General features: G+C 48.1%; 10 protein-coding genes. 3 read left to right on the forward strand and 7 right to left on the reverse strand.

The features are described 5' to 3' along the window. Window positions 1-182 (forward strand): transposase family protein (locus tag Q1V85_RS11740; RefSeq protein ID WP_300600116.1); only part of this gene is annotated, 182 nt, incomplete at its 5' end. 96 nt (window positions 183-278) lie between these two features. Here the strand turns inward: Q1V85_RS11740 and Q1V85_RS11745 are convergent. The 7 genes from Q1V85_RS11745 to Q1V85_RS11775 all read right to left on the reverse strand — a co-directional run bounded on the left by Q1V85_RS11745 (window position 279) and on the right by Q1V85_RS11775 (window position 9,610). Then, window positions 279-1,448, reverse strand: coding sequence for a TlpA disulfide reductase family protein (locus tag Q1V85_RS11745; protein WP_300600118.1), 1,170 nt, complete (start codon window positions 1,446-1,448; stop codon window positions 279-281). Window positions 1,449-1,524: 76 nt separating this feature from the next. Further along, window positions 1,525-2,970, reverse strand: a complete 1,446-nt coding sequence (gene gatB, locus Q1V85_RS11750) for an Asp-tRNA(Asn)/Glu-tRNA(Gln) amidotransferase subunit GatB (protein WP_300600120.1) — start codon at window positions 2,968-2,970, stop codon at window positions 1,525-1,527. A 185-nt stretch (window positions 2,971-3,155) separates the two neighbouring features. Next, window positions 3,156-4,151, reverse strand: a complete 996-nt coding sequence (locus tag Q1V85_RS11755) for a PDZ domain-containing protein (RefSeq protein ID WP_300600121.1) — start codon at window positions 4,149-4,151, stop codon at window positions 3,156-3,158. Window positions 4,152-4,252: 101 nt separating this feature from the next. After that, complete coding sequence (locus Q1V85_RS11760) at window positions 4,253-4,846, reverse strand: hypothetical protein (RefSeq protein WP_300600124.1); 594 nt, start codon at window positions 4,844-4,846, stop codon at window positions 4,253-4,255. Window positions 4,847-4,849: 3 nt separating this feature from the next. Beyond that, on the reverse strand, window positions 4,850-5,725 hold the full coding sequence (locus Q1V85_RS11765) for an ion transporter (protein WP_300600127.1): 876 nt from the start codon (window positions 5,723-5,725) through the stop codon (window positions 4,850-4,852). A gap of 135 nt (window positions 5,726-5,860) precedes the next feature. Then, window positions 5,861-8,494 carry an alanine--tRNA ligase gene (alaS, locus tag Q1V85_RS11770; protein WP_300600129.1) on the reverse strand — a complete coding sequence of 878 codons (2,634 nt, stop codon included), beginning with the start codon at window positions 8,492-8,494 and terminating at the stop codon, window positions 5,861-5,863. A gap of 225 nt (window positions 8,495-8,719) precedes the next feature. Next, a complete protein-coding gene (locus Q1V85_RS11775) occupies window positions 8,720-9,610 on the reverse strand; it encodes a hypothetical protein (RefSeq protein ID WP_300600130.1) in 891 nt (296 codons plus the stop codon). Window positions 9,611-9,711: 101 nt separating this feature from the next. Between Q1V85_RS11775 and Q1V85_RS11780 the strand changes: the two genes are divergently transcribed. Together Q1V85_RS11780 and uvrB are read left to right on the forward strand one after the other, a co-directional pair. Continuing rightward, on the forward strand, window positions 9,712-10,179 hold the full coding sequence (locus Q1V85_RS11780; protein ID WP_300600132.1) for a methylglyoxal synthase: 468 nt from the start codon (window positions 9,712-9,714) through the stop codon (window positions 10,177-10,179). Window positions 10,180-10,393: 214 nt separating this feature from the next. Continuing rightward, complete coding sequence (uvrB, locus tag Q1V85_RS11785; RefSeq protein WP_300600133.1) at window positions 10,394-12,433, forward strand: excinuclease ABC subunit UvrB; 2,040 nt, start codon at window positions 10,394-10,396, stop codon at window positions 12,431-12,433. Window positions 12,434-12,917 lie beyond the last annotated feature (484 nt).

Genomic DNA, 12,917 nt, shown 5'->3' on the forward strand with positions numbered 1-12,917 from the left:
AGCCTTTAACTGTACAGGATAAGGAACATAACCATCAGGTTGGTTCTCAAAGAGTAATGGTGGAGCATATCATTCGGGAAATGAAAATATTCAAAATAATGGCCTATCCCTACAGAAATAGAAGAAAGCGTTTCGGCCTTAAGGTGAATCTAATCGCTGCTATTTATAATCTTGAATTATGAAAGAGGTCTAGTAACAGTTTTAAAAGAGCTATTGTGGGGAGCTTGAAATACGCCGGACACAATACTCCGCGAAAGTGCTGTATAATAGAACCGGTGTTATGGGAAAATGGCAGCCAGTTTGTTTTCCAGGTCCATACCGCGCAATCCTTCAGCGATAATTTTTCCCTGCGGATCAATCAGCACATTAAACGGAATGCCTCCAAATTTATACATCGGTACTACCGGCGATTCCCATTTCTTCAGATCGCTAACCTGGGTCCAGGCCAGCTTGTCATTTTGAATCGCATTCTTCCAGGAAGTGGCGTCATCATCCAGGGAAACCCCTAATACGGTGAATCCTTTGGTTTTGTACTTATTGAACACCGCCACTACATTGGGATTTTCAGCACGACAGGGACGGCACCAGCTGGCCCAGAAATCAACCAGCACGTATTGTCCTCTAAAGGAGTTGAGTGCCACCGGTTTCCCCGAAACGTCGGGCAGGGTAAAATCCGGTGCCTGTTTTCCGATCCAGGTCCGGTCTTCTGCTGCCTTCATTTCCTGCTGCAGGTTCAGTTTTAAACCGGCTACTGCTATATGGTTGGGGAATTTTTTTGACACTTCATCAATCAGGCCAACAACCTGCTTATTATCCAGCGGTTCCAGGCCCAAACCCTGTCCGTTTGCCGTAGACTGGTAGTAGCCCAGCTCAAACATCGACAGGGCTGGATTGATGCCTTTTTTGATTTCGCCAAGGGCATATTCCCGGAGATCGGCACCATTCTGTTTGATGGTTTGCCTGAGCGGGGCAAGCGTACTGTCGGCTACTTTTGTGGTACGCAGACTATCCAGCTGATGCATATTGTTTACCAGCCGGATCATTTTATCATTAAAGGCCATCATAAAATCCTTCATAGCCTGGCTGGCCGGGGAGTTTTTTACTTCAAATTTTTCGGGCAGCTGGGGGTTCCGGGTGCTCATCGTAATGCTAAGATCTACCTCCGGAGCGTCGTTGATAACAGAGGCTACGGGAAACTCCAGTGCTTCCAGCCGGATATTATAAACGGCATCTTCCAGCGCTTCGGTTTTCAGCGTGAATTTTCCGCTCAGGATATCTGTAGAATCCACAATGACGGGTTGCATAGAAGCTACCGGCACTTCTTCCAGGTATATTTTTTTAGCCTGTGTATTGGAAATACTTCCGTTTACAGTAAAGCTTTTTTTATTGTCTTGTTTACATCCTGCAAAAACGATCGCCAGGAGTGCAATAAAGATGAATTGTTTCATGATCTTGAATTTTCAAAAAAAAGCTATAAGGGTTGGTCCTGTTTGTACTGGTGCAAACCTCATAGCTCTGTTACTCTTATTGTAACTTTTTCAACAATATCTCGTTGGTCTTTTTCGGATCTGCCTTGCCTTTTGTCTGTTTCATAACCTCGCCTACAAATAGTGCCAGCAGCCCCTTTTTCCCTTTCTTGTATTCTGCTACTTTAGCGGTCAGCTTTTCCAGCACCGCGTCAATAACCGGTTCCAGGTCAGCGGCATCCGATTGCTGGATCAGGTTGTTTTTTTCAGCCAGTACCAGGGGCTGTTCTTCCGGATGTTGCAGCAGCAACTGGAAGAGCCGGGTAGAGGCGATGGAAAAACTCACTTTTCCCGAATCCACGCACTGGATAAGTGCGGCTACCTGTGACGGTTGCAGCGGAAATGCGCCAATGGGTTGACTGTTTTCGTTCAGCCAGGTTTTTACCGGCCCCAACATCCAGTTGGCGGCCGCTTTGTAATTTTTTGTATGTTGAAGAATGGTTTCAAAATAATCAGCAGTATCCCGTTCTTCGGTAATCACATGCGCATCATATTCCGGCAACTGGTATTCCGTCATATACTGCCGGATGCGTTCAGCGGGCAGGGCCGGTATCATCCGGCGGATATCATTGATGAACGCGTCTTCCAGGTCAAAGGGCGGCAGGTCAGGATCAGCAAAATACCGGTAATCTTCGGCATCTTCTTTATCGCGGATGGCGAATGTGGTACCATTTCCCGCATCAAAACTCCGGGTTTGCTGACGGATGGTTTCTCCGGCTTCTAACAGGCCCATTAAACGTTCTGCTTCAAAATCAATGGCGCGCTTTACATTCCGGATGGAGTTGAGATTCTTTACTTCCACTTTGGTACCCAGCTTTTCCGCTCCTTTCAGGCGAACGGAAATATTGGCATCGCAACGCATGCTGCCTTCTTCCATATTACCATCGCATACCTCCAGGTAACGCACCAGTTTACGCAATTCGGTTACATAAGCAAAGGCCTCTTCGCTGCTGCGCAGGTCAGGTTCCGTTACAATTTCAACCAGGGGGGTGCCCGCCCGGTTATAATCTACTGCTGTATTATATGGATCTACATCATGGATGCTTTTTCCTGCATCTTCTTCCATGTGGATCCGGTTCAGACGAATGTCCCGGGTTCCGGCAGCCGTTTTAATGGTTACATGCCCGTTTTTACAAATAGGCGTTGTATGTTGCGATATCTGGTAGCCCTTTGGCAGATCCGGGTAAAAATAGTTCTTGCGGGCAAAATAGTTTTTTTGTTCTATTTCGCACTGACAGGCCAGCCCCAGTTTTACTGCATATTCGATTGCTTTCCGGTTCATTTTGGGCAAACTGCCGGGGTGCGCCAGGGTTATGGGACTTACATGAGTATTGGGTGCGGCGCCAAATGCAATGCTGTCTCCGCAAAAAAGCTTGCTTTCTGTCAGCAGCTGGGCATGCACTTCCAGGCCGATCACGATTTCATATTTTTCACTCCATTCCATGTGTTCCGTATCAATTGTTCAGGTTCGCGAAGATACGCAAGGAGATTGGTTTTACCGGCCATAAAAAAGCCGCCACGATTCAACCGGGGCGGCCTTTAAACCCTAAATCACGAAAACTTAAAAACTATCAGCACATAGAGATATGCTACCGATATAACGTTCCCGGAAAGAAAAGGTTGAAAAATTTACAGATCTGCGGTTTTTATCCGGGCAGACTGGGTTACCGTTACTGATTGACTTTTCCCATTCCGGCTGATCTTAAAATCCAGGGACGGTTTGCGGTTGCCCCGGATCAATCGCGAAGCCTGGTCGGTGCCATTTACCGGCTGGTTATTGATCTCCTTAACAATGTCGCCACTCTTTAACCCTGCTTTGTCGGCATCGGAGCCTTTATCCACGTCCACGATCTTTACGCCATCACCTTTATCCAGGTCCTGGATGCGGATACCGATCTTAGGACTGTTGGGTTCAAAGCCGGGATTGCCATAGAACCGGAAATTGCGGTTTACGCCCCCCTGCTGGTTAGGCAGCTGGCGCATCAGGTCATTGAAGTCAAAATCCGGTGCTGAAAAAGAATTGCCCTTGCCAAGGTTCAGCCCCATGGTATCCGGCGCTTTCCATTTGGTAAGGATCGCCTGGGCGGTGTAGCTTTTGTTATCCCTTTTGTAGGAAATGGAAACCTTATCTCCCGGGTTTTTGCCTTTTATGGCTGCCGAAAGTTCATCCGGTGCTTCGATCTTTTTACCGTCTACAGCGGTAATAATATCCCCTTCTTTAAGCCCCGCTTTATCAGCCGCGCTTTCTTCCGACACATTCATTACTGTAACACCATCGTCGGTTTTCTGGGTTACTACGCCCAGCATCGCCTTATTGGGGGCCATTCCGCCCGCTCTATCCATATTGAAATTAAAGGAGCGCCCGCGATCAGAAAGCCCGCCTTCATTATACACGTCCAGGTCTTTGATCTTTTTTCTTTTTACCGTAATATCAGCCTCTTTATCTGTATCAACCCGCTTGCCGTTCACGGTAATTTTATCGCCATCAATCACTATATTCATCGGATCATTGGCAACTCCTTTTTTTGTAATGATAATTTGTTCTGCTTCTTTGTTCTGATTGCGATTTTGCGCAAAACCCAGGGCGGGAATTAAAAGCGCCAACAAAAAATAATAGGATCTCATTGCTTCTGTAAACATTTAAAGTTAGAGAAATACGTTTTTCTTCGTAGATCAAAGTTAGGAGGTTTAGTAAATACGAAAGTGTTCGGAAATGTTAAAGTTTATCACCCGCGGCGCTTGCTTCCGTTGTTCCGGGGCTTTGGCCGCTGGCTGATGAGCATTTTCATATATCCCCAAAATCCTAAAAAGAGGATGATTGCAAATAACAGGCAAATGGCGATAACCCAAAAAGGTTGCCGTTTTTCTCCTGAAAAATGAAGGTACATTGCGTAACACAACATAGAGAACATAAACAGCATCGCGGCTGGAAGCAGCAGCCAGCTAAGGAGCCGCATTCCCACGGTTGCAAATCGTTTGGTATTGCGCCCAAAGGCGAAGGCAAGGCCCCAGCTCATCAGGTAAAACATTCCCAATACCATTATAAAACAGCCGCCTACCGTTGCCCACTCTAAAAAGCCACCGGACCGCGTACCTGTAATTCCCTGGTAAATGCGCTGTGATAAAAGTGGTAAGAACACCATAACAAACAGGAAGAGTATAAAACAGATAGTGGCCACATAAGCTACACCTGCACATCCGGGTTTGCTGCCCGGGCTGGTTCTTTTAAGAAATTTTATAGCGACAAAAACAGCTGCCATCATTGCAGCAATGAGCGCCCAGCCAAAAGGCGTTAGTTGCGCCAGGATGATCGCCGGCATGGATTAATCGGTTTTAAGTTTTTCCCCGCAATGCTTACAATAAATGGCGTCTGCGCCATGTCCGGCGGTATCGCAATGCGGACAGCGTTTGCCCCAGTTCCTTTTTTCTTCCTGGATCACGGAAGCCGACATAATGCCTGTTGGAACAGCAATGATGGAATACCCCAGGATCATGATAAAGGAGGCAATGACCTTGCCAACGGCAGTAATAGGGGCCACATCGCCATAGCCCACAGTGGTAATGGTTACAATGGCCCAGTAAATACTTTGGGGAATGGAGCGAAACCCGGGATTATGCGGAAATTCGACCACATACATCATCGACCCCAGGAAAATAGCCAGCAGCACCACAAAAAAAAGAAACACCACAATTTTCCGGAATCCGCGGAGCAGGGCAAACATCAGTATCCGGCTTTCATCCAGGAATTTTACCATCCGGAAAATGCGGAAGATCCGCAGCAGCCGGAAGCTGCGTACGATCATGAATACATGCCATTGCGGGTAGAAGAATTCCATATAGGAAGGCAGAATGGCCAGCAGGTCGATGATCCCGTAGAAGCTGGTGGCATAGCGCTTTGCGGAGCGTACGCAATAGAGGCGCAGCAGGTATTCAATGGAGAACAATACCAGGAAAACGGTGTCCAGCGTTTTAAACATATGGGCATGCTGTATCGCAAGAGACTCCACACTTTCCAGCATTAAAAGGGTAATATTGGAAAGGATCAGTATAAAAAGCCCGATATCAAAGATTTTCCCTGCGGTGGTGGTCGCCTGGAAGATGGTGATATAAAGCCATTCCCGGAAGGTTCCTTTTTCTTCAGGCCGGTTCTGGTCCTGCACCACATCGGGTCTGTCGGGGATGAGCCGGAATAAAGACATAGACCAAATATAGGAAATCGAGGATTCTTTTATTGTTACAGGTCGGCGGCGGGCTTAAAAATTTTAGCCGCAGATTGCTAATAAATCAATCTGCGCATCTGCGGCAATTTTATTTAAACTAATAATAGCGATTCATCAGAGCAAGGCCTTCACCGCATCGATCACCCGCTGCAGGTTACCGGCTTCCTGTCCGCCCGCGGTGGCCAGCGTTTTTTGTCCGCCACCGCCACCTTTAATAACGGGGGCTACCTGTTGCTTAATGATCTGTCCTGCATCCAGGCCTTTTGCAGCAACTACGGTGTCGGCAATGGCAACGGCTACGGAAGCCTTACCGCCGATATTGGCACAGAGCACTACTACAAAATCGCGCAGATGGTTCTTCAGATCACCGCAGAGTTTCTTTAATGCGTCCGGGTTGCTTACTTCCACGATGTCACCGATAAAATTCACCTGGTTGATGATCTCATCTTTTTGCAGGAGACTGTTGCGGATGCCTACCAGCTCTTTTGCTTCCAGGCGCTCCACTTTCTTTTCCAGGGCGGCTTTATCGGTAATTAATTTTTCAATCGCTTTTAAAGGATTGGCGGCTTTCAGCAACTCGCCCACCTGCTTGTATTCGGCTACTTTTTCGCTCAGGTAACGGAATGCTGCGGGACCAGTCAATGCTTCGATCCGGCGTACACCCGCTGCCACGGCAGATTCGGAAGTAATGAGGAACAGACCAATCATACCGGTTTGCGGTACATGGGTACCCCCGCAAAGCTCCACAGAGAACTTCGGATCGATGGTTACCACGCGTACGGTATCGCCATATTTTTCTCCAAAAAGGGCCATGGCGCCCAGTTTGAGGGCTTCCTCCTTGGGCATTTCTTTGATCACCACCGGGATGTTTGCCCGGATCTTTTCATTTACGATCATTTCCACCTGGCGGATCTCTTCATCGGTGATCTTGGCAAAATGCGATACATCAAAACGCAGTACATCCGGGGAGACCAGCGAGCCTTTCTGGTTCACATGCGCACCCAATACCTGTTTTAATGCGGCATGCAATAAGTGTGTGGCTGTATGATTATACGTTGTATTTAAACGCTTTTCAAAATCGACAATGGCGGTGGTTGCCCCATCAATGGCCGCAGGCAGTTTGTCGGTAAACTGGATGATCAGGTCATTTTCTTTTTTGGTATCGGTGACCGGGATCACCTCATCGCCAAATTGCAGACTGCCCGTATCGCCCACCTGTCCGCCGCTTTCGGCATAGAATGGTGTGGTTTCCAGCACCAGCTGGTATTGTTCTTTATTCTTTGTTTTTACTTTACGGTATTTGGTCACCCGGGTGGGCACGTTCAGGTCATTGTAGCCCACAAAGGTCACCGGCACTTCTGCATGCACCAGCTGCCAGTCTTCGGTATCCACTGCTGTGGCGGCGCGACTGCGGTTTTTCTGCTGCTGCATTTCCGATTCAAAACCGGCTTCATCAATGGCAATATTATTTTCTGAAGCGATCAGGCGTGTAAGATCGATCGGGAAACCGTAGGTGTCATAGAGCTCAAAAGCATCTTTTCCCGATATGATTCCCGCGGATGGCGCGGATTTACCGCGGATAGGATCGATCAACTCATCCATGCGTTTCAGTCCTTTCTCCAGGGTACGCAGGAAGGAGTCTTCCTCTTCCCTGATCACCTTGGTAACAAATGCTTCCTGTTGTTTCAACTCGGGGAACACATGTTCAAACTGGTTGGCGATAACGCTGACCAGCTGGTTCAGCAGGGGCTGTTTATAATCCAGGTACGAATAATAATAACGCACGGCCCGGCGCAGGATCCGCCGGATCACATAACCCGCGCCCGTGCTGGCGGGCAATTGTCCGTCGGCAATGGTAAAGCTAATGGCCCGGATATGATCCGCAAGCACGCGGAAGGCAATGGCTTCCCGGCTGTCGCTGTAATCATATTTTTTCCCGGCGATGTGTTCAATGGCCCCAATCGTACCGCTGAACACATCCGTATCATAGTTAGACGTTTTATTTTGCAACACCCTTACAAGCCGTTCAAATCCCATACCGGTATCTACATGCTTGGCGGGCAGCGGTTGCAGGCTGCCGTCCTTCAGGCGGTTGAACTGGATGAATACATTGTTCCAGATCTCAATCACCTGGGGATGGTCGGCATTTACCAGGGCCTTTCCATCTACCTGCTGCCGTTCTTCATCCGGCCGGCAATCTACATGGATCTCCGAACAGGGGCCGCAGGGGCCGGTGTCGCCCATTTCCCAGAAATTATCCTTTTTCTTTCCCCGGATGATGCGGTCTTCACTGATCCATTTTTTCCATTCTGTTGCCGCTTCCTCATCATAGGGCAGTCCCTCTTTTTCATCACCCTCAAAAACCGAAACATATAAACGGTCTTTCGGTATCTTCAATACTTCGGTCAGCAGTTCCCAGCTCCAGGCAATGGCTTCTTTTTTAAAGTAATCCCCAAAGCTCCAGTTGCCCAGCATTTCAAACATGGTATGGTGGTAGGTATCTACCCCCACTTCCTCCAGGTCATTATGTTTACCGCTTACGCGCAGGCATTTCTGGGTATCTGCCACCCGCGGAAACGGGCTTTGTTTGTTGCCAAGGAAATAATCCTTAAACTGGTTCATCCCCGCGTTGGTAAACATCAGGGTAGGATCATTCTTTACTACAATAGGAGCAGAGGGTACGATTTCATGCCCTTTACTTTTAAAAAAGTCTAAAAAAGCCTGTCGGATCTCAGTACTGGTCATCATATAAAGGCACCGTAATTAAGGCGGTGGGCTGCAAATTTAGTTGAAATCAGCTGAAGGAAGCCACACAGGCACAGAAACACAGACGGTTTCCTGTTTAACAGACAAACCAAAGTAGAACTGCGGAAAAGCAGGCGTTCGTTGGTAGCGACATGGCGACTGGTGTGACCTGTCATAATTTTTAAACAGTCTCCCAGGTCTCCTCGTCGCCCGAAAGCAAAACAGTACTTACCGGCCCCTCTTCTCAAACGGATAAAAAGACAATCCCAAAGACAGTAAAAATCTCCGGGAGCGCAGCTTCCCGCTTTCATACACAGTTGGCGGATTATTCTCATTGGAACTGGACGCCAGCGGATTGGTGGCAAAATGAGCACCCAGGTCAAATTTCAGCCAGGGCACATTGGAGGGACCTCCCTGGAACAGGAGACTGGGTTCAAAAAACACCTTACCTTTTTTCCCAAATGTATTGTAGTTCAGCCGGAGCTGTTCTTCTTCCGTATAGTTGGTTTTTATATTATTGGCGGTCATTAAGGAAACCCGGGGGGCTACGGACAGACGCACATTGTCTGTAAAGAAGAAATTAAAGGAAGGCGTAAAATGATATTTAATAAAATCAAAATCATAATTGCGGTTTCTTTCAACAGGAACACCAATATCGGTTGACCGTGAAGATCCAAAGCCGGCACCCAGTACGCTGTTGAAATATACTTTTCCGGATCCGCCCATAGCCGTGTAAAAACCCGCACCGATATCAAACATGGATCTGGTGTAATTGATTTTCATGCCGCTGTTGGTAGCCGTAATGTCATCATTGTTGTATACATCTTTCTCTGTACGGTACATGCCTCCCGCCTGGATCATAAAGTGATCCGTAACTGCCACGGCTGCCTGTCCGTCAAATCCCAGGTTTTTACGATGCACCCCATTGCTGGAGGTATCGGAGCCCCAGTTATCAGGATTAAAAGCAAATGCGCCGGAAAGCTTCAGATCGCCTTTATGGCGAAAAAAAGAAGGACTGTAAGCAGCAGGATTATTGATATACCGTGGATGGATCGTTGAACAGGAAAATAGGCAGGACAGAAGGGTAACTACAATAGCCGGGTAAATCAACTTTTTCATAATGTGCAATATTTTGAATGCCAAATATAAGACGCAACTAAAAGAACAAACGCAACAATCTAAGTAGGGATTGGGTTATCTTTATTTTTCAAATTTAGGATATGGAACGGACACTGGGTGCCCAAAAAAGGATTGCGCTGGTAGCGCATGATCATAAAAAAGAAGAATTACTGCACTGGACGATGACCAATAAAGACAAGCTGGTGCCGCATACCCTGTTTGCTACCGGAACAACCGGCACCATCCTGGAGCAGGCCCTGCAATTGCCCATTCAAAAATTATTAAGCGGTCCCCTGGGTGGCGATCAGCAGATCGGGGCCATGATCGCTGAAGCAAAACTGGACATCCTCATCTTTTTCTGGGATCCCATGGAAGCCCAGCCGCACGACCCGGATGTAAAAGCCCTGCTGCGGCTGTCGGCAACCTATAACCTGCCCGTAGCCTGCAACGCCGCCACCGCCGATTTTATGTTTGCAGCCCCGTTTATGACTGAGGAATATGCAGCCGTACAAACGGATTATTCCACGTATCTGAAGCGGAAATTGCCGGAGGTGGATAATAGTTTATAGTTTTTGTAAAACTTATCGGGGGACAGGGCGACTCATGCGACTTTCATTGTCCCCCGGGTCTCGCTGTCCCCCGAAAGTCACGATGCCACAGTACGTTGCCAATTATTAAAAAAATGCTTTTAGCATGCAGCATTTTTAAAAAGCGTTATTATTTTTAACTTGTGCCGGTAAAGAGCGCAAGTCTCGAATCTCAAGTCTCAAATCTCAATTCTACATGCCTTTCAACTTACATACTCCCTTTCCCCCCGCCGGCGACCAGCCGGAAGCCATCCGTCAGTTAACGGAGGGGCTCCTGGCAGGGGAACGATATCAGACCTTATTGGGTGTTACCGGTAGTGGTAAAACCTATACCATGGCCAACGTGATCCAGAATGTACAGCGGCCCACGCTCATCATCACCCATAACAAAACCCTGGTAGCCCAGTTGTACGGCGAGTTCCGCCAGTTTTTCCCGGAGAATGCGGTGGAATATTTTGTATCGTATTACGATTATTATCAGCCGGAGGCCTATATGCCGGTAAGCGATACTTATATTGAAAAGGATCTGGCCATCAACGAGGAGCTGGATAAATTGCGCCTGCGTGCCACTACCAGCTTGCTCAGCGGTCGCCGGGACATCATCGTGGTGGCTTCCGTGAGTTGTATCTATGGTATGGGTAACCCTACCGATTATGAAAACGGAATCATCCGGATCGACAAGGGGCAAACGCTTTCCCGCCAGGGGTTTTTACATGCCCTGGTCAATTCATTATATACCCGCACCACGCTGGAATTTACGAGGGGGAGCTTCCGGGTAAAAGGGGATACGGTAGACATTAACCTGCCGTACCTCGACTTTGGTTACCGCGTGACCTTTTTCGGCGATGAGATCGAACAGATCGAAAGCATCGATGTCAATACCGGCAAACGGATTGCCAAGATGGAGAATGCCGCCATCTTCCCCGCCAACCTCTATGTGGCGCCCAAGGACATGATTAACCAGGTGCTGTTTGAGATACAGGACGAGATGAATGCCCAGGTGGAATATTTCAAACAACAAAATAAACTGATCGAAGCGCAGCGCTTGAAAGAGCGTGTGGAATATGATGTGGAGATGATCCGCGAGCTGGGCTATTGTAACGGCGTAGAAAACTATTCCCGCTTCTTCGACCGGCGCAACCCCGGTACCCGGCCTTTCTGTTTGCTGGATTATTTTCCCAAAGACTATATTACCATTATTGATGAAAGTCACCAGACCATGCCGCAGATCAGCGGGATGTATGGGGGCGACCGCAGCCGTAAGCTAATCCTGGTGGATTATGGGTTCCGGCTGCCTTCCGCGATGGATAACCGCCCGCTGAATTTTCATGAATTTGAAAACCTGCAAAACCAGATGGTCTTTGTTTCGGCTACGCCGGATAAATATGAACTGGAAAAGACCGGAGGGGTAATCGTGGAGCAGGTGGTGCGTCCCACAGGCCTGCTGGACCCGCCGATTGAAGTGCGGCCCAGCATCAACCAGATCGATGACCTGCTGGATGAAATTGATAAGACCGTGAAGAAAGGTGATCGCGTATTGGTAACCACCCTTACCAAGCGCATGGCAGAGGAAATGGACAAATACCTGCACCGCATCAATATTAAATCCAAGTATATCCATAGCGAGGTAGATACGCTGGACCGCGTGGAGATCCTGCGCCAGCTGCGCCTGGGCGAGATCGATGTGCTGGTGGGGGTAAACCTGCTGCGGGAGGGACTGGATCTTCCGGAAGTAAGCCTGGTGGCCATACTGGATGCGGATAAAGAAGGCTTTTTAAGGAATGAAAAATCGCTGACCCAGACGGCAGGCCGCGCTGCGCGGAACGTGGATGGCCGCGTGATCTTTTATGCAGATGTAATGACCGGCAGCATGCAACGTACGATCGATGAAACGATGCGGAGAAGGGAAAAGCAGATCGCGTATAATATAGAGCACAATATCACTCCCCGTACGGTAAAGAAATCAAAGGAACAGGTGTTCAAACAAACTTCTGTACTGGACATTAAAGGCTTTGATGAAAAAGATAAATACGCCATCAGCTTCGACGAGGATATGATTACCGTAGCGGCCGAAGACCCGGCAGAATACAAAACCATCCCGCAGATGGAAAAGGCGGTGGCCAAAGTAAAGAAGGAAATGGAAAAAGCCGCCAAGGACCTCGACTTTATGGAAGCCGCGCGGTTACGGGATGAGATGTTCAAAATGCAAAAGGAGCTGGAGGAGATGAAGCGGTAGAGGTTTATACCTGGGGATAGCTATTATCTTACAATGCCCTTTTTTATTAGCCCGGCTTTAGTCCCGATGGCAATCGGGATGGCGGCGGTCTTGCGTCGCACACTTCAGCAGTTGAATATGGGCAGCTGGTTGTTTTCGGGGGACTTGGGCGACTGGTGAGACAAGGTGCAATCCTCTGTCTCCAAAAAATAGCGGTAATACCCGTGTCTCACAAGTCCTACTTGTCCCTCAATGAAGAAAGAATGTGGCTTATTGTTTTATTGCCCTGGTCGACCAGGGCAATATGTAATTCTTTCATCTCCACCCAAAATAGCTGCAATACCCATGTCTTCCAAATCCACCTGTCCTCTCAGCACTGAATCCGTTTTTTACTTAACTTTAAATACCCGGTCCGCGTATTGCCACTACCGGGGAATATCTGTTCCAGAAGATATTCGTTATACAAAGAAGAAATGTTCCGGTCTTAAAACGATTTAAACCCAAA

This window comes from Niabella sp. (assembly GCF_030150205.1).
GTDB lineage: Bacteria > Bacteroidota > Bacteroidia > Chitinophagales > Chitinophagaceae > Niabella.

Excerpts from the sequence above, each read along its gene's own strand:
- uvrB (WP_300600133.1), top strand. The coding sequence starts at position 10,394 with ATGCCTTTCAACTTACATACTCCCTTTCCCCCCGCCGGCGACCAGCCG.
- Q1V85_RS11780 (WP_300600132.1), top strand. The coding sequence starts at position 9,712 with ATGGAACGGACACTGGGTGCCCAAAAAAGGATTGCGCTGGTAGCGCAT.
- Q1V85_RS11755 (WP_300600121.1), bottom strand. The coding sequence starts at position 4,151 with ATGAGATCCTATTATTTTTTGTTGGCGCTTTTAATTCCCGCCCTGGGT.
- Q1V85_RS11760 (WP_300600124.1), bottom strand. The coding sequence starts at position 4,846 with ATGCCGGCGATCATCCTGGCGCAACTAACGCCTTTTGGCTGGGCGCTC.
- alaS (WP_300600129.1), bottom strand. The coding sequence starts at position 8,494 with ATGATGACCAGTACTGAGATCCGACAGGCTTTTTTAGACTTTTTTAAA.
- Q1V85_RS11765 (WP_300600127.1), bottom strand. The coding sequence starts at position 5,725 with ATGTCTTTATTCCGGCTCATCCCCGACAGACCCGATGTGGTGCAGGAC.
- gatB (WP_300600120.1), bottom strand. The coding sequence starts at position 2,970 with ATGGAATGGAGTGAAAAATATGAAATCGTGATCGGCCTGGAAGTGCAT.
- Q1V85_RS11775 (WP_300600130.1), bottom strand. The coding sequence starts at position 9,610 with ATGAAAAAGTTGATTTACCCGGCTATTGTAGTTACCCTTCTGTCCTGC.
- Q1V85_RS11745 (WP_300600118.1), bottom strand. The coding sequence starts at position 1,448 with ATGAAACAATTCATCTTTATTGCACTCCTGGCGATCGTTTTTGCAGGA.